The organism is Streptomyces sp. NPDC020780 (assembly GCF_044334475.1).
GTDB lineage: Bacteria > Actinomycetota > Actinomycetes > Streptomycetales > Streptomycetaceae > Streptomyces.
The window spans coordinates 350,177-373,164 of record NZ_JBIRTB010000007.1 but is presented as its reverse complement, the minus strand read 5'-3'; the positions used below and the strand labels follow the sequence as shown (position 1 = coordinate 373,164).

Genomic DNA, 22,988 nt, shown 5'->3' with positions numbered 1-22,988 from the left:
GGGACCGGGACCGGGGGACCGAACTCCGCCGAGAGGCCGGCCTGCGGGGGCCGAGGGCGAGGTCACGGGGTCGCGGCACTACCATGGCTCTGATTTTTCTCGCGGTGGAGACCAGGACGGGTACACCGCACACACCGACAGGAGTGACCATGGGCGGCCTCGGCGTGCGCTGGACCTTGCACGGCGACGGGAAGACCCCCGCGCCGGGGGCGGTGGTGCGCCCGGACGAGCGGCTCTCCTGGCCCCGTACCTTCGGGCTCGGCGCCCAGCACGTGGTCGCCATGTTCGGCGCGTCCTTCGTGGCGCCGGTCCTGATGGGCCTGGACCCCAACCTCGCCATCATGATGTCCGGCGTGGCGACCGCCATCTTCCTGCTGTCCACGCGGGGCCGGGTGCCCAGTTACCTCGGGTGCTCGCTCTCCTTCGTGGGCGTCGCCGCCACGATCCGGGCGAGCGGCGGCACCAGTGCCACCGTGACGGGCGCGGTGCTGGTGGTCGGTGCCGTGCTGTTCCTGGTGGGGCTCACCGTGCAGCGGTTCGGTGCGCGGATCATCCACGCGGCGATGCCGCCGGTGGTGACCGGCGCCGTCGTCATGCTGATCGGTTTCAACCTGGCCCCGGTGACCGCGTCGACGTACTGGCCCCAGGACCAGTGGACGGCGCTGCTGGTGATGCTGTTCACCGGGCTCGCCGTGGTCTGCCTGCGGGGTTTCTTCTCCCGTATCGCGATCTTCCTCGGGCTCGTCTTCGGATACGTGCTGTCCTGGGTTCTGGACCTCGTCTTCGGCAAGATCCACTCGCCGGCGGGCGGGGCCGAGGCCGTCGACCACTGGCGCCTCGATCTGTCCGCCGTGGCGAACGCCGACTGGATCGGGCTGCCGTCCTTCCACGCACCGAGCTTCGAGTGGTCGGCGATCCTGGTGGCGCTGCCGGTCGTGATCGCCCTGATCGCGGAGAACGCCGGGCATGTGAAGGCCGTCGGCGAGATGACCGGCGACTCGCTGGACGACGAGCTGGGCACCGCCATCGCGGCGGACGGCGCCGCCTCGATGCTGTCCACCGCCGTGGGCGGTCCGCCCAACACGACGTACTCCGAGAACATCGGCGTGATGGCGGCGACCCGCGTCTACTCCACCGCCGCCTACTGGGCAGCCGCCTTCTTCGCGCTGCTGTTCGGCCTGTGCCCCAAGTTCGGCGCGGTCGTCGCCGCGATCCCCGGCGGTGTGCTGGGCGGCATCACCGTCATCCTGTACGGGATGATCGGTCTGCTGGGTGCCCAGATCTGGCTGAACGCCAAGGTCGACCTGCGCAACCCGCTCAACCTCGTACCGGCCGCCGCGGGCATCATCATCGGCGTCGGCGGGGTCAGCCTGAAGATCACCGACAACTTCGAGCTGAGCGGCATCGCCCTCGGCACCCTCGTCGTGATCACGGGCTACCACGCCCTGCGCGCCTTCGCCCCCGCCCACCTCAAGACGCAGGAGCCCCTGCTCGACTCGGGCACCTCCACGTACGACGAGAAACCGCCGGCCGGATCGGTCTGACAGCCGCACGGGGAGTGCGGGAACGGCACGGCGTTCCCTCCCCCGGCGCGTGGCGTTCGCCCGTTCCGATGAACGCCACGGCCCGTCGGCTCCCTCGGGGGCCGACGGCTGGGACGCTGCGCGGATGAAGCAGTTCGAGCAGTTCGCGGATCCGGTCGGCATGGTCGGCCCGGTGGCCGATGGCAGCGGAGCGGCCGATGTCGGCACGGTGGTGGGCGTCGGCACGGTGATCGAACGGATGCGCGGACTGCGCTCCGGCTGGCCGCCCAGGGACGGCGTCGCGGTCTTCAACGAGGTCTACCTGAGGGTCACCGAGGCCCTCGGCGCGCGGATCGGGTACGGCGCCTTCGCCGACCGGGCGGCCGTGTCCGCGCTGGACGTCCGGTTCGCGGAGCGCTACCTGGCAGCGGTCGACACGGCCGAGGCGGGCGGGGACCCACCCGCCTGCTGGCGTCCCCTGTTCCAGTTCCGGGGGCACCCGGGGCTCCGGCCCCTCCAGTTCGCGCTGGCCGGGATCAACGCCCACATCGGCCACGACCTCGCCCTGGCCGTCGTGGACACCTGCCGCGCGCTCGACTGCGCTCCCCGGGATCTGGAGGAGGAGTTCGAGCGGGTGGGTGATCTCCTCGCGGTGCTGGAGGAGCAGATCCGCGACGGTCTGATGCCCGGCCCCGATCTGCTGGAGGTGGCCGACCCGCTCACCCACCTGGCGGGTGTCTGGAGCCTGGAGCGGGCCCGCGAGGCGGCCTGGACCGCGGCCGGCGTGCTCTGGCGGCTGCGCGGCCTGCCCCTGCTGGCCGAGGAGTTCAGGGCCCGTACGGACGCGGGAGTCGGCCTGGTGGGGCGCTTCCTGCTCACACCCTGCCGCTGACCTTCCCGTACGGCGCGGGGGCGGACCCGTACGGGTCCGCCCCCGCGCCCGCGGTGCTCAGTCCTCCGGCAGCTCGACCGGGGCGATCTCGTCGAAGACGTCGCCGGGGCCGGGGTTCGACGGGTCCGTGCCGCCGCCGAACTGGGTCATGACGCCCCAGACGGCGTTCAGCGCGGTCTGCACGGCGCCCTCCGCCCAGCCGGCCGTCCACGAGATGTCGTCGCCGGCCAGGAACAGGCCCCGCTTGTCGGCTGGCAGCCGGTCCTGCATGAAGTGGGTGAACAGCCGTCGCTGGTAGCGGTAGTGGCCGGGCAGGTTGGCCTTGAACGCGCCCATGAACCAGGGCTCGTTCTCCCAGGAGACGGTGACCGGGTTGCCGATGACGTGCTTCCGGATGTCGACGCCCGGATAGATCTCGCCCAGCGACTTGAGCATGACGTCCATGCGCTCGTTCGGGGAGAGCGGCAGCCACTTCAGGCTGTCGTCGCACCAGGTGTACGAGAGGCAGATGACGGCCGGCTTGTCCGGGCCGTCGTCCAGCAGGTACGTGCCCCGGGTCATCCGGTCCGTGAGCGTCATGGACATCGTGTCGCGGCCCGTCACCTCGTCCTTGTCCAGCCAGAACGGCCGGTCGACGGGGACGAACAGCTTGGACGACTCCATGTAGTGGGTGCGCTCCATCGCCGTCCAGTGGTCGATCGGGAAGAGCGCGTCGTCGCAGGCGATCTTGGACAGCAGCAGCCAGGACTGGCCGGTGAAGACCGCGGCCCGGTACGTACGGATGTCGCCGCTGGCATCGGTGACCGTGATCCGGTTCCCCGCGGTACGGTCGAGCCGGGTCACGGCGGGCCGCGGCTCTCCGCCGTGCAGCGAGGCCAGCGACGTACCCAGCGGCCAGTACACGATCTTCTCCGGCTCGCGGTCCCACAGCCGCAGCGGCAGTTGCTGGCTGCCGCCCACGATCCCGCGGTGGTGGTCGTCGGCCTCGGTGTAGACGACCCGGAGGATCTCCAGGATGGAGTTGGGGAAGTCCGTGTCCCAGCCTCCGGTACCGAACCCGACCTGGCCGAAGATCTCACGGTGCCGGAACGACCTGAAGGCCTCGGAGTCGCAGAGGAAGCCGTAGAAGGTCTGGTTGTCGAGCTTCTCGACGAGCTTCGCCCAGATCTCCCGGATACGGGGCACGTCGCGATCGCGCATCGCCCGGTTCATGTCGGAGAAGTCGGCCCCCTCCTCCAGGCAGGCGCTCCACGCGTCGGCGACGTCGCGGTAGACCTGCGGGAGGTCGTCGATCGTCCTCGCGTAGTGGGACTCGCCCTTGAGGTCGACGACGGTCGACGGGGTGGCCGGGGAGAGCGGGTTGGGGAACGGCTCGGTCCGCAGGCCCACGAGGTCGATGTAGTGCTGGAGCGCCGTGGAGGAGGGCGGGAAGCGCATGGCACCCATCTCGGCGGTCAGCGAGGGGTCGCAGCCCTCGAAACCGACCGTCCGCAGCCGGCCGCCGATCCGGTCCGCCTCGTAGACGACCGGCTTCAGGCCCATCTTCATCAGCTCGTAGGCGGCGATGACGCCCGAGAGCCCGCCGCCGATGACGGCGACCTCGGCCCCGTGTTCGGTCGCCGGTATCTGGCCGATGCCCGCGGGGTGGGCGAGGAAGTCGTCGTAGGCGTAGGGGAAGTCCGGCCCGAACATGGTGATCGGCGGCTGCGCGTCGGTGTGCTGGACGGCGTTGGGGACCGTGGACGTCATGGGGTACGGACTCCTTGCGAGGGAACGCGGGGAAGGGGGCAAGGCGGGGGCGCGGAGGGGCGGAGCCGGGCGCGGGACGCGCGGGCGGGGCGGGGAGCTCAGACGAGGGAGCGGTACAGCGCGGGGCGGCGGCCGTCGAGATAGGGGTTGGCCGCACGGGACGCCCGGAGGAGGCCGAGGTCCACGGCGCCGACCACGAGCTCCTCCTCACGGCCCGCGCGGGCGCGGACGGTGCCGTCGGGGCCGGCCAGGCAGCTGAGCCCGGTGAAGTCGAACTCACCCTCAGGGCCGGTCCTGTTGACGTAGGCGACGTACATCTGGCTCTCGAAGGCGCGGACGGGCACGACCGATTCGGCGACGAAGCCGAAGGGGTGCATCAGCGCGGTCGGCACCACCAGCAGGTCGGTCCCGGCCAGGGCGTGCGCCCGGACGTTCTCCGGGAACTCGACGTCGTAGCAGATCAGCAGCCCGATCCGGACACCGTCCAGCTCGGCCTGGACCACGGGCTGCTCCCCGGGGGCGAACCACTTCTGTTCGAAGTCACCGAAGAGGTGGGTCTTGCGGTAGTGGGCGAGCGCGGTGCCGTCCGGGCCGATGAGCTGGGCCGAGTTGAAGAGCAGCCCACCGGCGCGCTCCGGGTAGCCGTACAGGACGGCCAGCCCGTGGCGCGCGCAGATGTCGGCGACCGCACGGGCGCCGGGGCCGTCGGCGGGTTCGGCGAGTTCGGGGACGGCGTCGCCGACGGCGTATCCGGTGAGGAACATCTCCGGGCAGACCAGGAGCCGGGCGCCGGCCTCGGCCGCGCGTCCCGCGGCCTCGTCGAGCACCTCGGTGTTCCGTGCCACGGAGCCGGGTCGTCCGGAGCTCTGAAGCAGGGCGGTACGCAACGGCGGCATGGCTGACCTCGGGCGGTGCGGGAGGGGTGAGGAGACGTATCGACGGTACGGGGCGGTGATCAGGCGCGGCAAGGCGCGACTGTTGCGCGTGCACCGTCGATCTGTTGCGCCTTTCCCGGCCGGATCGGCGATTCGTTGCGTACCCTCTTCGCGCAGGTCAGGCGCGTGATCTGGGTCTCAGGCGGGCGGGCCCGAGGTGTACCGCCGCAGCAGGGGGGAGAGGACGAGCACCGACTTGGTCCGCTCGACGTACGGCTCGCCCGCGATCCGCTCGAGCACCTGCTCGAAGTGGCGCATGTCGGCGGCGAAGACCTGCACGATCGCGTCGGCGTCACCGGTGACGGTGGACGCGGACGCGATCTCCGGGTAGTGGGCCAGGCCCTTCCGGATGGCCTCGGGGGCAGTGTTGCGGCTGCAGTAGATCTCGATGTATCCCTCGGTCTCCCAGCCGAGCGCCGCCGGGTCGACGCGTACGGTGAAGCCCGTGATGGCGCCTTCGGCGCGCAGCCGGTCCACCCGGCGTTTCACGGCGGGCGCGGACAGGCCGATGAGCGCGCCGATGTCGGCGTAGGAGCGGCGGGCGTCTTCGGCGAGGGCGTGGACGATGCGTTCGTCGAGGTCGTTCAGGCGCACGTCAGGTGGATCACTTCTCTGCGGGAGGCCGGTCCGGGGGCGGCACGGGCCGCCCCCGAAGTAGACCACGGGCGCCGAGCGGGGGCGCGTCCGCCACGGGTACGGCCGGGCGCGCCTCGCAGAGAACGGCCTGGCGCGCGCCCGCGGAGAACGGACCGGTCAGAAGGGGAAGAGCGAGCGTCCGTGCTGGACCGAGATCCACTTCTGGGTGGTGAAGGCCTCGATCATCGCGTCGCCGTTGAGCCGCCCCAGGCCGGAGTTCTTCATCCCGCCGAAGGGAACGATGGGCTCGTCGTGGACCGTACCGTCGTTGATGTGGATCATGCCGGTGCGGATGCGCTTGCCCACCCGTACACCACGCTCGATGTCTGCGGTGTGGACCGCGCCGCTCAGTCCGTACGGGGTGTCGTTGGCGATGCGGACGGCCTCGTCCTCGCCGTCGAAGGGTATGAGGAGGGCGACGGGCCCGAAGATCTCCTGGTGCAGCACGGGAGAGCCGGCGGCGATGCCGGTCAGGACGGACGGGCTCACGAGATTGCCCTCGGCCGTGCCGTGCAGCAGGGCCGTGGCGCCGGCCTCCACCGTCCGGTCCACGAGGGCGGAAACGGCTTCGGCCTGCGAGGAGTTGATCAGCGGGCCGATGTGCGTCGCGGGGTCGGCCGGGTCCCCGACCCGCAGGGAGGTCACCTTCGCGACGAACTTCTCGGTGAACTCCCGCTCCACCGCGCGGTCGATAAGGATCCGGTTGGCCGCCATGCAGACCTGGCCCTGGTGGATGTAGCGGCTGAAGACGGCGGCGTCGACGGCGTAGTCCACGTCGGCGTCGTCGAGGACGATCAGCGCGCTGTTGCCGCCCAGTTCGAGGACGGCGTGCTTGAAGTTGGCCGCGCAGACGGTGGCGACGTGGCGGCCCACCTTGTCGGACCCGGTGAAGGAGATGACCTGCGGGACCGGGTGCTCCAGCAGCGTGTCGCCGATCTCCGCGATGTCGGTGACCACGACGTTCAGCAGCCCGGCGGGCAGTCCGGCCTCCTCGAACACCTTCGCCAGCAGCGTGCCGCCGCAGACCGGGGTGTTCTGGTGCGGCTTGAGGACCACTGCGTTGCCGAGGGCCAGCGCGGGTGCGACCGACTTGAGGGACAGCAGGAAGGGGAAGTTGAAGGGGCTGATGACGCCCACGACACCGACGGGGACCCGGTAGACCCGGTTCTCCTTGCCCTCGGTGGGCGACGGGAGGATCTGCCCGGCCGGCCGCAGCGCGAGGTGGACCGCCTCGCGCAGGAACTCCTTGGCCAGGTGCAGTTCGAAGCCCGCCTTCAGCCGGGTGCCGCCGAGCTCCGCGACGATCGCCTCGCTGATCTCGGGCTCGCGCTCCTCCACGATCCGCAGGGCCTTCTCCAGCACGGCGCGGCGGACGTACGGGTTGGTGTCCGCCCACTCCTGCTGCGCGCGCTCGGCCGCACGGTAGGCCTGGTCGACCTCGCCGACCGTGGCCACGGTGATCGACGCGAGCTTCTCCCCGTCGTACGGGTTGAAGTCGATGATGTCCCAGGACCCCTTGCCCGGCCTCCACTCGCCGTCGATGTACTGCTGGGCCAGGTCGGTGAAGAACGAGGACATGAAATCCCTTACCACAGAGGGGCGGATAGCTGACGGTTGTTCATATTACTGACAGGGCAACCGAGTTGAAGCGACAGAAGAGAGCTGCGGCCGAAAGCGAACGACCGTGCACGGTCATCCGGCCACACACGCCGGAGCCCTCCCGGACAGACGTCCGGGAGGGCTCCGATGTGCCGAGGAAGGCGTCAGTTCCAGCTGGCGTGCAGCGGCTTGCCCTCCGCGTAACCGGCGGCGCTCTGCACCCCGACGATCGCCTTCTCGGCGAACTCCTCGAGCGAGGCGGCGCCCGCGTACGTGCAGGAGGAGCGGACCCCGGCGATGATGGAGTCGATCAGGTCCTCCACACCGGGGCGGGCCGGGTCGAGGAACATCCGCGACGTGGAGATGCCCTCCTCGAACAGGCCCTTGCGGGCCCGGTCGTAGGCGGACTCCTCGGAGGTGCGGTTCTTCACCGCGCGCGCCGAGGCCATGCCGAAGGACTCCTTGTAGGAGCGGCCGTCGGCGGACTGCTGGAGGTCTCCGGGTGACTCGTACGTCCCCGCGAACCAGGAGCCGATCATGACGTTGGACGCCCCGGCGGCGAGCGCCATGGCGACGTCACGCGGGTGCCGGACACCGCCGTCGGCCCAGACGTGCTTGCCGTGCTTGCGTGCCTCGGCGGCGCACTCCAGAACGGCGGAGAACTGCGGCCTGCCCACACCGGTCATCATCCGGGTGGTGCACATCGCGCCCGGACCGACGCCCACCTTGACGATGTCGGCGCCGGCCTCGATCAGGTCGCGGACACCCTCGGCGGCCACGACGTTGCCCGCGACGAGCGGTACGCGCGGGTCGAGCGCCCGGACCGCGGCGACCGCGCTGATCATCGATTCCTGGTGGCCGTGCGCGGTGTCGACCACGAGGGTGTCGACGCCGGCGTCCAGGAGCTGCCGGGCCTTGCCGGCGACGTCACCGTTGATGCCGACGGCGGCGGCGATACGCAGCTTGCCGTCCGCGTCGGTGGCGGGGGTGTAGAGCGTCGCGCGCAGCGCCGCCTTGCGGGTGAGGATGCCGACGAGCCTGCCGTCGGCGTCGACCGCGGGGGCGAGCTTGCGGTTGGCGCCGTCGAGTGTGTGGAAGGCGTCGCGGGGGTCGATGCCGGCGTCCAGGACGACCAGGTCCCGGGACATGACCTCGGAGAGCTGGGTGAAGCGGTCCACACCGGCGAGGTCGTGGTCGGTGACGACACCGACGGGCCGGTGGTCGGCGTCGACGACGACCCCCGCGCCGTGGGCCCGCTTGTGCAGCAGGGAGAGGGCGTCGGCGACGGTCTGCCCCGGAGCCAGCACGATGGGTGTGTCGAGGACGAGGTGGCGCGTCTTGACCCAGCCGATGACCTCGGTGACGACCTCGATGGGGATGTCCTGCGGGATGACGACGAGACCGCCGCGGCGGGCGACGGTCTCCGCCATCCGGCGGCCTGCGATGGCGGTCATGTTGGCGACGACGAGGGGGATGGTCGTGCCGGAACCGTCGGGCGAGGAGAGGTCCACGGCCTGCCGGGAACCGACCGAGGAACGGCCGGGGACCATGAAGACGTCGTCGTACGTGAGGTCGTAGGGGACCGAGGGTGCGGCCGTGTGACGACCGGTGCCGGGCTCAAGAAAACGCATAACGCTCATGTTTTCATACGAAACGGTGCAGGTCGTCTCCACGAAGACACAGCAAAGCACCCCCGCGTTCATAGATTCCTCCGAAGAGGCCCCGGGGGCGCCGGGCAAGTGGAACCTGCCTTACCCAGGGACCCTACCCGAACACGATTCGCCCCTTCGTGATCACGATCCCTGGACCGGGTGACGGGGGGTCAGGTAGCTTCGCATCCGCAGGTCCCGGGTGACCGCAGCGCTGCGCGGGAGTGCCCGGACGCGCCTGCCCCGCGTATCACCGGAAAGGACTCGGATCCGCCTGTGGAGAGCGAACTGCCGGACATCTACTGCCCGTTCCCGCAACGGAGCAATCCGCACGTGGGGCACACCCGTGAGCATCTCGCGGCCTGGACGCGCCGCACCGGCCTGGTGCACCGCGAGTCCGCCAGGGAGCGCTTCGAGCAGGCCGACTTCGGTGCGTTCGTCGGCATGGTCTACCCGACGGCGGACAGAGAGGACCTGGACCTGGTCGCCGACTGGTTCGTCTGGCTCTTCCTCGTCGACGACCAGCTGGACGACGGACATCTCGGCCGCAGCCCCGAGCGGGTACGCGACGTGGTGGCCCGGATGCGGGCGGTCGTCGAGGGCGACGCCCCCGGTCCCCTCCTGGGCGAAGAGCTCCCCGCCGCCGTCGTCGCCCTCGCGGACCTGTGGGAACGTACGGTCGTACGGGCCGCCCCGCACTGGCGTGCCCGTTTCGCCTGGCACCTGATGACCTACCTGACGACCGCCACGACGTGGGAGGCCGGCAACCGCGCCGACGGCGTGGTGCCGTCCGAGGCGGCGTACATGACCAACCGCCGGCACACCGGCGCGATCCACGTGTGCATGGATCTGATCGAGATCGTGGCGGGCATAGAGGCACCCGAGTCGATCCACAACGACCCCCGGTTCATCACGGCCCTCGAGGCCTCCTGCAACGTCGTGTGCTGGGCCAACGACGTCTATTCCTACGAGAAGGAGCAGGTGCTCGGGGAGATCCACAACCTCGTGCACCTGGTACGCCACCACCGCGGCTACGGCGAGCAGCAGGCTCTCGACCACGTGTGCGCGGAGATAGCGGCCGAGACCGAGCGCTTCCTCACGGCCGAGGACGAGCTGATCGAGATGTACCCGCAGCTGTCGGGCACCCTCGTCCCGTACCTCGACGGGATGCGGAGCTGGATGCGCGGCAATCTCGACTGGTCGCGGCAGACCCCCCGCTACAACCCGGCGGACGTCAGCCAGTACGCGGAACCCGGCGCGTACCTGGAGGAGACCGTCCTCGGCGTGGCCGTGGACCGCGCCGGACACGCCGCGGCCGGCGGTGCCCGGAGCTGAGCACGCCGGTTCGCGGGTGCGTCCGTCATCCCGAACGCCGTTCGGTGAGCTGCGGCACGCCCCGAGGTGCCGCAGGTGTCGACGCGCACCCGCCGGAGAGCGCCGGCCGGAACGCGGGCGTCAGGCGTCGGGGTCGGTGCGCTCCAGCGCGGGGCGCTGGCCGGCCGCGGACTCCGTCAGCAGGTAGTCGGCGGCTGCCGTGTCCGTGACGAGGCTGGTGACCAGACCGGAGCGCAGCACGGCACCGATCGCCGCCGCCTTGCGCTGCCCACCCGCGATGGCGACCACTTCGGGGATCCGGCGCAGCCGGTCCGCCTCCACGGTGATGCACCGCTCCCCCAGGTCCCGGCCCACCCTGCGGCCCTCGGAGTCGAAGAGGTGTGCGGACATCTCCGCGGCCACACCCAGCGAGGCGTAGTGCGCGCGCTCCTCGTCCGAGAGCATGTCGTGGACGGTGGAGATGCCGGGCTCCCAGGAGCCGATGGAGACCGCCGCGACCGTCACCTTGTCGAAGTACTCGAAGGCGCGGGCGATTCCCGTCTGGTGGCGCAGGGCTGCCGCCGTCGCGGGGTCCGGCAGCAGCATGGGGGCGTAGATGGGGTGGGCCTCGCCACCCGAGACCTGGGCCGCGCGGCGGACCGCCTCGACCGAGCCGCGCTCGGCCGTCCCGGCGTCGTAGACCCCCGTGAGCTGGACCACCGTGCACGGCGGCAGCCGGTCGAGGGCCGCCGCCATGTGGATGGTGGAACGGCCCCAGGCAAGGCCCAGGACGTCACCCTCGTTCACCAGCTCGCCGAGGAGCTCGGCCGCCACCTCACCCAGGTTCTCCGGATCGGCGGCGTCGTCCTGCTCCTCCGCTGGGGACTCCACCACGACCGCGTGCCGCAGGCCGTAACGCGCGCGGAGTGCGTCGGAACGCTCCGCGTCCAGCTCCGCCGGAACCCGGATCTCGATCCGTACGAGATCACGTTCGAGAGCCGTCTCCAGGACCCGGGCCACCTTGAAGCGGCTGACGCCGAACTCCTCGGCGATCTGGATCTTCGACTTTCCCTCGAGGTAGAACCGGCGGGCCATGGCCGCCGCCTGCACCAGCTCCGCGGGTCCCATCCGCATGGCTGACCGACCCGCCGAGATGCCAGACACCGCGATCTCCTCACTGCTGTTCACGCGCTCGATACGCCGTTCATCCTGTCAGATCCTGCGATCTTCGATCCGGCCCGTCGGGCCGCGTTCATCTGCCCTTCGCTCAGTGTGCGCACGCCCAGGGCGCCGTCGCGGTGGCCGTGACCGCCTGGTCACGCAGTGCTCGCACCGCCTCGGCCGGGTCCTTCGCCCCGTACACCGCGGAACCGGCGACGAACACGTCCGCGCCCGCCTCCGCGCACCGCTCGATGGTGGTGGCGGAGACCCCGCCGTCGACCTGGAGCCACAGTTCGAGACCGTGCTTGGAGATCAGCTCCCGGGTGCGGCGGATCTTCGGCAGCATGATGTCCAGGAAGGCCTGGCCGCCGAAGCCGGGCTCCACCGTCATGATCAGCAGCATGTCGAGCTCGGGCAGCAGGTCCTCGTACGGCTCGACGGGGGTCGCGGGCTTGAGCGCCATGGACGCCCGCGCGCCCTTGGCCCTGATCTCCCGCGCCAGCCGCACGGGCGCCGCCGCGGCCTCGGCGTGGAAGGTGACGGAGCCGGCGCCTGCCTCGACGTACAGGGGGGCCCAGCGGTCGGCTTCCTCGATCATCAGGTGGCAGTCCAGCGGGGTGTCCGTGGCCTTGCTCAGCGCCTCCACGATGGGCACGCCCAGCGTGAGGTTGGGCACGAAGTGGTTGTCCATGACGTCGACGTGGAGCCAGTCGGCGCCTTCGACGGCCTTCGCCTCCTCGGCGAGGCGCGCGAAGTCGGCGGACAGGATGCTGGGGTTGATCTGGGCCATGCTCCAAGCCTGCCATGTTCCGCGCCACTTCCCCGCCTCGGTGCGCCCCAAAGCCTCACGGGATCATTACGGTTCGCGCATTCCCGGCTTTTCGCCCGGCCGGCGGCGCCGTCGGGGTGGTATGCACCCCACCGGCCGCCGCACCGGTACGCAGACGCGCCTCCCGTACCGGCCGCTGTACCGCCGCCGCTGCGGGTCAGGCCGTGCGGCGCAGCAGTGCCAGGTACATCGCGTCCGTACCGTGCAGGTGCGGCCACAGCTGGATGTCTGGCCCGTCACCCAGGGCGGGCACTCCCGGGAGCAGCGGGCGGGCGTCGACCCACTCCGCCTCCGCGGGCGCTCCCCCGCGTCCCTTCAGCACGTCCTCGACGACGACCCGGGTCTCCGCGAGGTGGGGCGAGCAGGTCGCGTAGCCGACGACCCCGCCGATCCGTACGGCCTTCAACGCCTCCCGGAGCAGGCCGCGTTGCAGAGGGGCGAAGCCCTCCAGGTCTTCGGGGCGGCGCCGCCAGCGGGACTCGGGCCGCCGGCGCAGCGCACCGAGGCCCGAGCAGGGCACGTCCATCAGGACCCGGTCGAAGGAGCCGGGCTGCCACGGCGGCCGGGTGCCGTCCGCGGTGATCACCTGATACGGGCCGGGGTTGCCGGCCAGGGTGCGCTCGACGAGCCGGGCCCGGTGCGGCTGCTTCTCGGCGGCGAGGAGGGTCGCTCCGCGTCCGGCGGCGAGGGCGGCGAGCAGGGCGGCCTTGCCGCCCGGTCCGGCGCAGCCGTCGAGCCAGCGGGTGTCGCGGCCGTCGACGGGCGCGGCCGCGAGGGCGGCGGCGACGAGCTGACTGCCCTCGTCCTGCACCCCGGCCCTGCCGTCCTGGACGGCGGTCAGGGCCCCGGGCTCGCCGCCCTCGGCCATCCGGACGGCGTAGGGCGACCAGCGGCCCGGCAGGCCGCTCTCCTCACCGAGGGCGTCCAGCAGCTCCTCGGTGGTGGAGCGGCCGGGGCGGGCGACCAGCGTCACCTCGGGCCGTTCGTTGTCGGCCTCCAGCAGGTCCTCGATGCCGGCACGGCCGCCGCCGAGGGCGTCCCAGAGGGCGGAGACGACCCACCGCGGGTGGGAGTGGACGAGGGAGAGGTGCTCCTCGGCGTCCTCGTCGTAGGGCGGGGCGACGCGCTCCACCCAGCTGTCGAGGTCGTGGGCGGCGACCTTGCGCAGCACCGCGTTGACGAACTTGGCGCGGCCCTCGCCGAGGACGACGCGGGCCAGCTCCACGCTGGCGGAGACGGCCGCGTGGGTGGGGATGCGGGTGCCGAGCAGCTGGTGCACGCCCATGTTCAGCACGTCGAGCACCGGCGGGTCGACCTCGCGCAGCGGCCGGTCGATGCAGGCGGCGACGATGGCGTCGTACGTGCCCTGGCGGCGCAGGGTCCCGTAGACCAGCTCGGTCGCCAGTGCCGCGTCCCGGCCGTCGAAGTCCCCCTTGGCGCGCGCCTTCTTCAGCAGCGGCGGCAGGACGAGGTTGGCGTAGGCGTCGCGTTCGTCGACCGCCCTGAGGGCTTCGAAGGCCAGGAACCGGACGGGGTCCTTCTGGGGGCGGCGGTGCTGCTTGGCGGGACGGCGGCGCTGCTGGTCGTTCACGTGAAAGGTGCTCCGCTGATGGTGAGAGGGCGAACCTCTCCAGCGTACGTCGGCGGAGCGGGCGGCCCGTGCCGGACCGCCCTGCCCTTCCCGAGGAGGGCTCAGCCCAGCACCTCACCCGGGGCGATGCGGACACCACGGGCCCAGTCGGCGGCCCGCATCGGCTTCTTGCCCTGCGGCTGGACCCAGAGGAGCTCCACGGCGTGCGAGCCGGTGCCCACGTGAACGGTGTTCTTGCCGGCGGACAGTTCGCCCGGTGCCAGCTCCGTGCGGTCGACGACTGGTGCGACCTGGACCAGCTTGAGGCGCTCCCCGCGGAACAGGGTCCAGGCCCCGGGTGCGGGGGTGCAGCCGCGCACCACGCGGTCGACCCGCAGCGCGGGCTCCGGCCACCGCACCTGGGCGTCCTCGACGGTCAGCTTGGGGGCGAGGGTGACGCCCTCGGCGGGCTGCGGGACGGCGTGCAGGGTGCCGTCCTCGATGCCGTCCATGGTGGCGGCGAGCAGCCCTGCGCCGGCGAAGGCCAGCCGCGTGAGCAGGTCGCCACTGGTGTCGGTGGGCCGGACCTCCTCGGTCAGGACGCCGTAGACCGGGCCGGAGTCCAGGCCCTCCTCGATGAGGAAGGTCGAGGCACCGGTGACCTCGTCCCCCGCCATCACCGCGTGCTGGACGGGGGCGGCCCCGCGCCAGGCGGGCAGCAGGGAGAAGTGCAGGTTGACCCATCCCCGGCGGGGTACGTCGAGTGCGACCTTGGGCAGCAGCGCGCCGTAGGCGACGACGGGGCAGCAGTCGGGCCCGATCTCGCGCAGCCGGGCCAGGAACTCCTCGTCCCGCGGCCTGGCCGGCTTCAGCACCTCGATCCCCGCCTCCTCGGCACGCTCGGCCACCGGGCTGGCGACCAGCCGACGCCCCCGCCCGGCGGGGGCGTCGGGACGGGTCACTACGGCTGCCACCTCGTGGCGGCCGGAGGCGATCAGGGCGTCCAGGGCGGGGACGGCGACCTCGGGGGTGCCTGCGAAGACGAGCTTCATGGGTGGCGGACTGCCTCTCGGGCCGGAACGTACGGTGGCGAGCAGCACACCAGTCTAGGGGTTGTCCCGTTCCGTACATCCCGGCGAGCGCGTGACGACCACCTCGCCGCATGGGTCGGAACGTCCGCACCCGTGCGGCACGCGGGCGTCCGCCCTGCGACGCCCCGCGGCCCCGCGTCCGACGCCGCGCGCTGATCCACCGGAAGGCGCGGGACAGCCCTACGGGCCTCTCGTCCAGGCGCTCCTCCCGGCGGTGCCCGGCCCTCGCCCCGGCACCGCGCCCGGCCGGGCTGATCAGGACAAACGGTTCCTCCGGTGCCGGCGGGAGCCGGCCTCCGGGGGCGTGCGCACGTCCACGCGCCCCGCGCATCGAGACATACGCCCCGACAGCGTGACCACTTCGGCGGGTGAGGCGTTGGTCAAGTGAGATTGACCGAAGTGGGCCGCCACCGTGCGGTCCGATCCCTTTCAACGCCGGTTCGAGAGGCTTCTTCATGGCCGACCACGCAACCCACGACGCTCAAGCGCGTGCCAGTCTGCACCTGTTGGTGCGGGACATCGAGCGGGTCCGGCGGCAGGTGGACGCGCTGCGCACCCTCACCGCGCAGCTGGGCAACGTCTACCGTCCGCGCCGCTCCGGACCCTCCGCCGGCTTCGTCGTCTACGGCAGGGCGCCGGCCCCCACGGTCCGGCTGGCCCAGGAACTCCGGGACAGCGTCGAGACGCTGGTCACGGCGGCGGTGGACTTCGACCGCTCGCTGGGATTCTCGTGGGACGCCGTGGGCTCGGCTCTCGGCGTCACCAAGCAGGCGGTGCACCGCCGTTACGGCGCCCGCCGCGCGACCCCGCAGCCGGGGGCGGCCGATGTCGCCGCCGCCGAGACGGCGGCCCGCCCGCCGGCCACGCCGGCCTCCCCGGCGCCGACCGTGCCCGCGGCCCGCTCCATGCCTCCGCAGCCCTCGGCCGACCGCCCCGCCCCAGCCCCAGCTCCAGCCCCAGCCCCAGCCCGCGAGGAGACGCGCCCGGGCGCCTTCCCCGGCCCGCGCAACGGCTGACCGCCTGCACCAGCCCTGCGCGGGCCGCGTGCGGTCCAGGCGAGCTCGGCCCCGTACCGTCCGGGCCAGCTCGGGCCCCGCACAGTCCAGGCCAGCTCGGGCCCCGCACAGTCCGGGCCGCCGTCCCGGTCCGGGCCGCGCTCCCGACGACCCGCGCCGGGACCGGCCGCCCGGGCGGTGCCGGCCGGCGTCCGGACCGTCAGCCGATGTCCGGTGGGTCGATCCTGATCCGTACGGGATCGCCGGTCCCCCGTGCGGTCCGCGCCGCCTGCGCCGTCTTCAGGGCGGCGGCGAGCGCCGCGCCCCGCCCCGGCGGCACCCTGACCAGGGCCCGGTCCCAGGTCTCACCCGGCGGGGCGTCCCCCTGCCGCCGGGGTCTGCCCGCCACCGCTCCCCTTATCTGGACGGGTCCCAGCACCTCCGCCTCGGGCGGCAGCTCCGCGGCGGCGAGGTACGCGGCGACCGCCTCCGGCGGCCCCGTCACCGAGGCCATCCGGGACACCGGGGGGAAGCCGAGCTCGGCCCGCTCCGCCAGCTCGCGCCGGGCGTGGCCGACCGGGTCCCAGCGCACCAGTGCCTGGACGGGCCGGAGTGTCGGCTCGGCCACGACCACGACCGTGCCTCCCTCCGGCTGCCCACGCACCAGCGCCGCCGCCGCCGTCCAGCGGCGCAGCGCCTCCTCGCCCGCCCGCAGGTCGGGCCGGCCCACCATCGCCCAGCCGTCCAGGAGCAGCGCGGCCGCGTAGCCGCCCTCGGCGACGGGCTCCGCCCCCGGGGTGCTGACCACCAGTGCGGGCTGGTCCGGTACGGATTCGAGCACATGGTCACGGCCGGAGGTCCGCACGGGAACGGCGGGGAACGCCCTCCCCAGCTCCTCGGCGGTCCGGCGCGCCCCGACGATCCGCGCCCGCAGTCGCCGTCCGCCGCAGGCGACGCAGTGCCAGGCGGTCTCCGCCCGCCCGCACCACGCGCAGTCGAGGTCCTGCTGGTCCGGGGCCTGCAGGGGACCCGCGCAGTGCCGACACCGGGCGGGCTCGCGGCAGCGCTCGCAGGACAGCCGGGGCGCGTAACCGCGGCGCGGCACCTGGACCAGCACCGGGCCGGCGCGCAGCCCGTCCCGCACGGTCTGCCAGGCCAGGCTGGGCAACCGCGCCGAACGGGCCGCGCCGTCCCGGGCGAGCTCGCTGTCCCCCACCGTGCGCACCAGGGGCGCCGCAGCGCGCAGCTGCTCCCGGTCGGCGCGCAGCGGCAGCGCCCAGCCGCTCTCGACCAGCTGCGCCGCCTCCACCGTGCAGCTCGTCCCGCCGAGCAGGAAGGCGCACCGGCCGTGGGCCGCGCGCAGCTCCAGTACCTCGCGGACGTGCGGGAACGGTGCGTTGTCGTCGCTGTGGCTGGAGTCCCCGTCGTCCCAGACGGCCACCAGACCCGGATCGGCGACGGGCGCGAACATCGCCGCCCTGGTGCCGACCACCGCCCGCACGGAACCGCGGCGGACAGCGAGCCACTGCCGGTAGCGCTTCTCGGGGCCGGATTCGGCGGTCAGCAGGGCGTGGTGGCCGGACCCGACGAGCGCGGTGAGCGCGGCGTCGACCCTCGCCGCGCTGCGCCCGTCCGGCAGGACGACGAGGGCGCCCCGCCCGGAGGCGAGGGTCGCGGCCATGGCCGCCGCCAGCTCGGCGGGCCAGTGCGGTCCGGGCAGCGCCGTCCAGACGGCCCTGGGAGCACCGCCCTCGGCAAGTGCCTTCAGGAAGGCCGGCCCCTGGGCATACCGCTCCCACGTCCCCGCCGGCGGGGTGGCGGGTGGTGGCAGGGGCGCAGGGGACGGCTTGGACTCGGCCCGGCCGTTCCTGGGCGGCACGGCGAGCTGCAGGACGTCGGCGAGGCTGCCCGCGTAGCGGTCGGCGACGGCGCGGGAGAGCGCGAGCAGTTCGGGCCCGAGCACCGGCTCGGGTGAGACGACGTAGGCGAGGGCCGCCAGGGCACCCTGGTAGTCCGACTCGGCCCGGCGCTCGATGAGGAACCCGTCGATCAGCCCGCCGCCCTCGCGCCGGCCGCCCCGGACCTGCCGTCCCCCCGCGCCGAACCGCACCCGCACCCGCACGCCCGGCTGCGCCTGCGCGTCGAGCTCCTCCGGGACCGCGTAGTCGAAGTACTGATCGAGATGGAGTGCGCCCTTGTTGACCAGGACCCGGGCCACGGGCAGTTCCGGGGCCAGCGCGGCGCCCCGCCAGGTCCGGGGCTTGGCGCGCGGCACCTTGGCCCTGCGCACGGTCTCCCGGATGAGCGCAAGCTGCTCCGGAGCCCCTGCCCCGGGCTCGTCGGGCCGCTCGTCGTCGCTGCTCACAGCTCATACCTACCAGACGGCACCGACAGCGGCTCCGGGCGGCTCCGGCCGGGACCGCCGCCCCGGCCGGTTGCCCACCCCACACACCGGGGCCCGGACACCTCGTACGGTGTCCGGGCCCCGGTGGGGTGCGTGAGGCGGTCCCGGCGATCCCTGGACCGGCACATGACTCCCGTACGCGACCGGCGGTCTGCGCGACAGGGCACACCTACCGCCCTAGGGCGTGTGTCGAAAGTAGCGCCGTCTGCCCGAAGGGCAGGCTCGGCGGTGCCCGGTGCGTGCGATCGCAAGGCGGAGGGTCGCCCCGATACTGGATGTATCGGGGCGATCCCGACAACGCGGCGAGTGTGCGTGCCGGGCGCCGCCGAGCAGGCGGGACTTTCGATACACGGCCTAGCGCCGTGACCGGCACTGTCTGCCCCATGATGTGCGACGCGACGGAGGCGGAGCTTGCCGGGAGGGGCCCTAGAGACCTGCGGCCGTGCGCAGCGCGTCCACGCGGTCGGTGCGCTCCCAGGTGAAGTCGGGGAGCTCACGGCCGAAGTGGCCGTAGGCCGCGGTCTGGGCGTAGATCGGGCGGAGCAGGTCGAGGTCGCGGATGATCGCGGCCGGGCGGAGGTCGAAGACCTCGCCGATGGCGTGCTCGATCTTCTCCGTCTCGACCGCGGCGGTGCCGAAGGTCTCGACGAACAGACCCACCGGCTCGGCCTTGCCGATCGCGTAGGCGACCTGGACCTCGCAGCGCGTCGCGAGTCCGGCCGCGACGACGTTCTTGGCCACCCAGCGCATCGCGTAAGCGGCCGAGCGGTCGACCTTGGACGGGTCCTTGCCGGAGAAGGCACCGCCACCGTGACGGGCCATGCCCCCGTACGTGTCGATGATGATCTTGCGGCCGGTGAGGCCGGCGTCGCCCATGGGGCCGCCGATCTCGAAGCGGCCGGTCGGGTTGACCAGGAGACGGTAGCCCTCGGTGTCGAGCTTGATGCCGTCCTCGACGAGCTGGCCGAGGACGTGCTCGACGACGAACTCACGGATGTCGGGAGCGAGCAGCGAGTCCAGGTCGATGTCGGAGGCGTGCTGCGAGGAGACGACGACCGTGTCGAGACGGACGGCCTTGTCGGCGTCGTACTCGATGGTGACCTGCGTCTTGCCGTCGGGGCGCAGGTACGGGATGGTGCCGTTCTTGCGGACCTCGGACAGCCGGCGCGAGAGCCGGTGCGCCAGGTAGATCGGGAGCGGCATCAGCTCGGGCGTCTCGTCGCAGGCGTAGCCGAACATCAGCCCCTGGTCGCCGGCGCCCTGCTTGTCGAGCTCGTCCTCGTCGCCCTCGACACGCTGCTCGTACGCCGTGTCGACACCCTGGGCGATGTCCGGGGACTGCGCGCCGATGGAGACCGAAACACCGCAGGACGCGCCGTCGAAGCCCTTCTTGGACGAGTCGTAGCCGATCTCCAGCACCTTGTTGCGCACGAGGTTGGGGATGTCGGCGTAGGCCTTGGTCGTGACCTCACCCGCGACATGCACCAGACCGGTGGTGATCAGGGTCTCGACGGCGACGCGCGAGGAAGGGTCCTCGCGCAGGAGCGCGTCGAGAATCGTGTCGCTGATCTGGTCAGCGATCTTGTCGGGGTGACCCTCGGTGACAGATTCCGAGGTGAAGAGGCGGCGGGACACATCGCTCCCTGGGGTTGCAGCGGCTGCTGGCTGATCATGGGTGGACTTCCGGGAGCTGCGCCCGGAACATTCCGTCGACCAGTTTATCGGTCGCTTCCGGCGGTTGGGCGCCGCGTCTCGCCCCTTGGGAGGTCTGTGAGCTGCGGCACGCTTGACTGCGGTACGACAATCCCTCCTCCGGAGTGCGCGGCGGACCGTTCACCTTGGCATTTCTTTCCCGCCGGAGCGGTAGTTACGCAATCTAGCGGAATCGTGCCGCCACGAGGTCCCAAACGGTGTCGGCGAGCACTTCCTTGGGCCCGAACGGCACAGCCGTCTCGCTGCCGTCGGCCCCGAGCACGACGGCTTCGTTCTCCTCGGAGCCGAAGGTCTTGCGCTCTCCGACCTCGTTGACGACAAGGAGGTCGCAGGCCTTGCGGCGCAGCTTCTCCCGGCCGTGGGCGAGGACGTCGTCGGTCTCGGCGGCGAAGCCGACGACGATCTGCCCGGGCCGTGCCCGGTCCGCGGCGACCTCGGCGAGGATGTCGGGGTTGCGGACCAGGGTGAGGGGTGCAGGTTCCTGCCCGTCCTTCTTCTTGATCTTCCCGGTGACGTACCGGGCGGGACGGAAGTCGGCGACCGCCGCCGCCATCACCACCACATCGGCGTCGGCGGCCGCCTTCAGCACGGCCTCGCGCAGCTGCACGGCGCTCCCGGCGCGCAGGACGTCGGCGCCCGCCGGGTCGGGCAGCCCGGTGTTCGCCTCGATCAGCGTGACCCGGGCGCCGCGGGCGACGGCGGTGCGGGCCAGCGCGTAGCCCTGCTTTCCGGAGGAGCGGTTGCCCAGGTAGCGGACGGGGTCGAGGGGCTCTCGGGTGCCGCCGGCGCTGATCACCACATGGCGGCCGGCCAGGTCGGGCACGGCGGGTCCGCGGGTCAGGACACGGCGGCAGACCTCGAAGATCTCCCCCGGATCCGGAAGCCGTCCCTTGCCGGTGTCCACCCCGGTGAGCCGGCCGACGGCGGGCTCGATGACGACGGCGCCGCGGCGGCGCAGCGCGGCGACGTTCTCCTGGGTGGCGGGGTGCTCCCACATCTCGGTGTGCATCGCCGGCGCGAAGACGACCGGGCAGCGGGCGGTCAGCAGGGTGTTGGTGAGGAGGTCGTCGGCCAGCCCGTGGGCGGCCTTGGCCAACATGTCCGCGGTGGCCGGAGCGACGACGACGAGGTCGGCCGACTGGCCGATCCGCACGTGCGGCACCTCGTGGACGCTCTCCCAGACCTCGGTCGAGGCGGGGTTCCCGGAGAGCGCCGACCAGGTGGCCGCGCCGACGAAGTTCAGCGACGCCTCGGTCGGGACGACCCGTACGTCGTGGCCCGACTCGGTCAGCCGGCGCAGCAGCTCGCAGGCCTTGTAGGCGGCGATGCCACCGCTGACCCCCAGGACGACCTTGGGCTTGTCCACTGCGTCTCCCCGCACTCGTGTTCTCTGCGCACTCGGCCCCGTGCGGCCTCGTGACGTACGCGTTCCATGCTGCCTCACCGCGTGGGGCGGCCTGCGGCGGGCTCGGTGCCGGGCACACCACAGGCCCGGCGGTACGGACCGCCGGGCCTGTGGTGAAGGTGCGTTCTCCTGCTTACTGCGCGGGGCCCTCGATGGCCTCGGAGGTCAGCAGGCCCGCGTTGATCTCGCGGAGTGCGATCGAGAGCGGCTTCTCGTGCACGTGGGTGTCGACGAGCGGACCGACGTACTCGAGGAGGCCTTCACCGAGCTGCGAGTAGTACGCGTTGATCTGGCGCGCGCGCTTGGCGGCGTAGATCACGAGGCTGTACTTCGAGTCGGTGGCCTCGAGGAGCTCATCAATCGGCGGGTTGATGATGCCCTCGGGCGTGGTGATGGAAGAGGACACTCTCTGCCTTCCGAAGGGGATAGAGATCAAAGAGATCTTTGACCGTGCTGGTTCCGCAGTGGTGCTGCTCTGCGTCCACGGCCGGTGAGCGGACCCTGAGGTCAGTCGTCGGTGCCGTGGAGGCCGGAAGCCTGCAGCATCAACGTTAGCAGCTCACGGGAGACGTCCTCGACGGAGGTGTTGACGAGCGTCGTGTCGAACTCGGCCTCGGCGGCCAGTTCCGTCCTCGCCGCGGCGAGCCTGCGCTCGATCACCTCCGCCGACTCCGTCCCGCGGCCGGTGAGCCTGCGCACGAGCTCGTCCCAGCTGGGCGGCGCCAGGAAGACCAGCTGCGCCTCGGGCATCGACTGGCGGACCAGCCGGGCGCCCTGCAGGTCGATCTCCAGCAGCACCGGCTCGCCCGCCTCCAGGCGGTCGAGCACGGCCCGGCGCGGGGTGCCGTACCGGTTGCCCGCGAACTCGGCCCACTCCAGCAGCTCGCCGTTGGCGATCAGCTTGTCGAACTCCTCGTCGTCCACGAAGAAGTAGTGGACACCGTTGCGTTCGCCGGGACGCGGCTTGCGGGTCGTGGCCGACACCGACAGCCACACCTCTGGGTGGACCTTGCGCATATGAGCGACGACCGTGCTCTTGCCGACCCCGGAGGGGCCGGAGAGCACGGTCAGCCGCGGACGTACGTCCGGGGGTACGGGGGACGTCCCCCGGGATGTTGCAGCCATGGGGCGATTATCCAGGTTCTCAGGAGTGCCTGAGAACGTCAGGCGGCGCTGCCGCCGAACTCCCGCTCCAGGGATGCGATCTGGTTGGAGCCGAGACCCCGGACCCGGCGGCTCTCGGAGATGCCGAGCCGCTCCATGATCTGCTTGGCGCGGACCTTGCCCACGCCCGGCAGGGACTCGAGAAGAGCGGAGACCTTCATCTTGCCGATGACGTCGTTCTCCTGGCCCTGCTTGATGACCTCATGGAGCGAGGCGCCGGAGTGCTTGAGTCGATTCTTGACCTCGGCCCGCTCCCGGCGAGCCGCGGCGGCCTTTTCGAGCGCGGCTGCGCGCTGTTCAGGGGTAAGGGGCGGAAGAGCCACGCCTACGTCACCTCGGATGTCGATCTGTCGGATACG

General features: G+C 72.2%; 19 protein-coding genes. 4 read left to right on the top strand and 15 right to left on the bottom strand.

Translation table 11 applies throughout. The features are described 5' to 3' along the window. Positions 1-149: 149 nt before the first annotated feature. Positions 150-1,544 carry a solute carrier family 23 protein gene (locus ACH4VO_RS16375; protein WP_360998136.1) on the top strand — a complete coding sequence of 465 codons (1,395 nt, stop codon included), beginning with the start codon at positions 150-152 and terminating at the stop codon, positions 1,542-1,544. 124 nt (positions 1,545-1,668) lie between these two features. After that, positions 1,669-2,415: a DUF5995 family protein gene (locus tag ACH4VO_RS16370; RefSeq protein WP_398440952.1), complete on the top strand. Its 747-nt coding sequence runs from the start codon at positions 1,669-1,671 to the stop codon at positions 2,413-2,415. Between the two features lie 57 nt (positions 2,416-2,472). On the opposite strand, the gene ACH4VO_RS16365 is transcribed toward ACH4VO_RS16370, so the two are convergent. From ACH4VO_RS16365 to ACH4VO_RS16345, 5 genes are all read right to left on the bottom strand, one after another. Further along, the gene (locus ACH4VO_RS16365; protein ID WP_360997808.1) at positions 2,473-4,164 is read right to left on the bottom strand and encodes an NAD(P)/FAD-dependent oxidoreductase; all 1,692 of its coding nucleotides are present in this window, start codon (positions 4,162-4,164) and stop codon (positions 2,473-2,475) included. A gap of 98 nt (positions 4,165-4,262) precedes the next feature. Then, complete coding sequence (locus ACH4VO_RS16360) at positions 4,263-5,060, bottom strand: carbon-nitrogen hydrolase family protein (RefSeq protein ID WP_360997806.1); 798 nt, start codon at positions 5,058-5,060, stop codon at positions 4,263-4,265. 177 nt (positions 5,061-5,237) lie between these two features. After that, positions 5,238-5,693: an Lrp/AsnC family transcriptional regulator gene (locus ACH4VO_RS16355; protein WP_360997805.1), complete on the bottom strand. Its 456-nt coding sequence runs from the start codon at positions 5,691-5,693 to the stop codon at positions 5,238-5,240. A gap of 159 nt (positions 5,694-5,852) precedes the next feature. Beyond that, the gene (locus ACH4VO_RS16350) at positions 5,853-7,313 is read right to left on the bottom strand and encodes an aldehyde dehydrogenase family protein (protein WP_360997803.1); all 1,461 of its coding nucleotides are present in this window, start codon (positions 7,311-7,313) and stop codon (positions 5,853-5,855) included. 185 nt (positions 7,314-7,498) lie between these two features. Continuing rightward, positions 7,499-8,965: a GuaB1 family IMP dehydrogenase-related protein gene (locus ACH4VO_RS16345; RefSeq protein ID WP_360997801.1), complete on the bottom strand. Its 1,467-nt coding sequence runs from the start codon at positions 8,963-8,965 to the stop codon at positions 7,499-7,501. Between the two features lie 294 nt (positions 8,966-9,259). Between ACH4VO_RS16345 and ACH4VO_RS16340 the strand changes: the two genes are divergently transcribed. Then, positions 9,260-10,318: a terpene cyclase gene (locus ACH4VO_RS16340; protein ID WP_360997799.1), complete on the top strand. Its 1,059-nt coding sequence runs from the start codon at positions 9,260-9,262 to the stop codon at positions 10,316-10,318. A gap of 120 nt (positions 10,319-10,438) precedes the next feature. Here the strand turns inward: ACH4VO_RS16340 and ACH4VO_RS16335 are convergent, their stop codons facing one another. The 4 genes from ACH4VO_RS16335 to fmt form a co-directional block, all read right to left on the bottom strand. Next, entirely contained in the window at positions 10,439-11,425 is a 987-nt protein-coding gene (locus ACH4VO_RS16335; protein ID WP_360997815.1) for a sugar-binding domain-containing protein, read from the bottom strand. Between the two features lie 139 nt (positions 11,426-11,564). Continuing rightward, positions 11,565-12,248, bottom strand: coding sequence for a ribulose-phosphate 3-epimerase (rpe, locus tag ACH4VO_RS16330; RefSeq protein WP_360997797.1), 684 nt, complete (start codon positions 12,246-12,248; stop codon positions 11,565-11,567). A gap of 196 nt (positions 12,249-12,444) precedes the next feature. After that, positions 12,445-13,878 carry a transcription antitermination factor NusB gene (locus ACH4VO_RS16325; RefSeq protein ID WP_360997795.1) on the bottom strand — a complete coding sequence of 478 codons (1,434 nt, stop codon included), beginning with the start codon at positions 13,876-13,878 and terminating at the stop codon, positions 12,445-12,447. Between the two features lie 101 nt (positions 13,879-13,979). Beyond that, positions 13,980-14,909 (bottom strand): methionyl-tRNA formyltransferase, encoded by a 930-nt coding sequence (gene fmt / locus ACH4VO_RS16320; RefSeq protein ID WP_360997793.1) that lies wholly within the window; start codon positions 14,907-14,909, stop codon positions 13,980-13,982. Between the two features lie 494 nt (positions 14,910-15,403). On the opposite strand from fmt, the gene ACH4VO_RS16315 reads away from it, so the two are divergent. Next, positions 15,404-15,964, top strand: coding sequence for a hypothetical protein (locus tag ACH4VO_RS16315; RefSeq protein WP_360997792.1), 561 nt, complete (start codon positions 15,404-15,406; stop codon positions 15,962-15,964). A gap of 199 nt (positions 15,965-16,163) precedes the next feature. Here ACH4VO_RS16315 and ACH4VO_RS16310 read toward each other — a convergent pair whose 3' ends face one another. From ACH4VO_RS16310 to ACH4VO_RS16285, 6 genes are all read right to left on the bottom strand, one after another. Then, entirely contained in the window at positions 16,164-18,308 is a 2,145-nt protein-coding gene (locus ACH4VO_RS16310; RefSeq protein ID WP_360997790.1) for a primosomal protein N', read from the bottom strand. Between the two features lie 465 nt (positions 18,309-18,773). Further along, the gene (gene metK, locus ACH4VO_RS16305; RefSeq protein WP_360997788.1) at positions 18,774-19,982 is read right to left on the bottom strand and encodes a methionine adenosyltransferase; all 1,209 of its coding nucleotides are present in this window, start codon (positions 19,980-19,982) and stop codon (positions 18,774-18,776) included. 241 nt (positions 19,983-20,223) lie between these two features. Then, a complete protein-coding gene (gene coaBC, locus ACH4VO_RS16300) occupies positions 20,224-21,426 on the bottom strand; it encodes a bifunctional phosphopantothenoylcysteine decarboxylase/phosphopantothenate--cysteine ligase CoaBC (RefSeq protein WP_360997787.1) in 1,203 nt (400 codons plus the stop codon). Positions 21,427-21,598: 172 nt separating this feature from the next. Continuing rightward, positions 21,599-21,871 (bottom strand): DNA-directed RNA polymerase subunit omega, encoded by a 273-nt coding sequence (gene rpoZ / locus ACH4VO_RS16295; protein WP_003970369.1) that lies wholly within the window; start codon positions 21,869-21,871, stop codon positions 21,599-21,601. Positions 21,872-21,972: 101 nt separating this feature from the next. After that, on the bottom strand, positions 21,973-22,590 hold the full coding sequence (gene gmk / locus ACH4VO_RS16290; protein WP_360997785.1) for a guanylate kinase: 618 nt from the start codon (positions 22,588-22,590) through the stop codon (positions 21,973-21,975). Between the two features lie 38 nt (positions 22,591-22,628). Beyond that, positions 22,629-22,952, bottom strand: coding sequence for an integration host factor (locus ACH4VO_RS16285; RefSeq protein WP_014157387.1), 324 nt, complete (start codon positions 22,950-22,952; stop codon positions 22,629-22,631). Positions 22,953-22,988: the final 36 nt, after the last annotated feature.

What these genes read in the sequence shown, in the direction of transcription:
- ACH4VO_RS16345 (WP_360997801.1), bottom strand. Translation starts at nt 8,965, where the DNA reads ATGCGTTTTCTTGAGCCCGGCACCGGTCGTCACACGGCCGCACCCTCG.
- ACH4VO_RS16350 (WP_360997803.1), bottom strand. Translation starts at nt 7,313, where the DNA reads ATGTCCTCGTTCTTCACCGACCTGGCCCAGCAGTACATCGACGGCGAG.
- rpe (WP_360997797.1), bottom strand. Translation starts at nt 12,248, where the DNA reads ATGGCCCAGATCAACCCCAGCATCCTGTCCGCCGACTTCGCGCGCCTC.
- ACH4VO_RS16360 (WP_360997806.1), bottom strand. Translation starts at nt 5,060, where the DNA reads ATGCCGCCGTTGCGTACCGCCCTGCTTCAGAGCTCCGGACGACCCGGC.
- ACH4VO_RS16375 (WP_360998136.1), top strand. Translation starts at nt 150, where the DNA reads ATGGGCGGCCTCGGCGTGCGCTGGACCTTGCACGGCGACGGGAAGACC.
- fmt (WP_360997793.1), bottom strand. Translation starts at nt 14,909, where the DNA reads ATGAAGCTCGTCTTCGCAGGCACCCCCGAGGTCGCCGTCCCCGCCCTG.
- ACH4VO_RS16335 (WP_360997815.1), bottom strand. Translation starts at nt 11,425, where the DNA reads ATGGGACCCGCGGAGCTGGTGCAGGCGGCGGCCATGGCCCGCCGGTTC.
- ACH4VO_RS16315 (WP_360997792.1), top strand. Translation starts at nt 15,404, where the DNA reads ATGGCCGACCACGCAACCCACGACGCTCAAGCGCGTGCCAGTCTGCAC.
- ACH4VO_RS16370 (WP_398440952.1), top strand. Translation starts at nt 1,669, where the DNA reads ATGAAGCAGTTCGAGCAGTTCGCGGATCCGGTCGGCATGGTCGGCCCG.
- gmk (WP_360997785.1), bottom strand. Translation starts at nt 22,590, where the DNA reads ATGGCTGCAACATCCCGGGGGACGTCCCCCGTACCCCCGGACGTACGT.
- ACH4VO_RS16365 (WP_360997808.1), bottom strand. Translation starts at nt 4,164, where the DNA reads ATGACGTCCACGGTCCCCAACGCCGTCCAGCACACCGACGCGCAGCCG.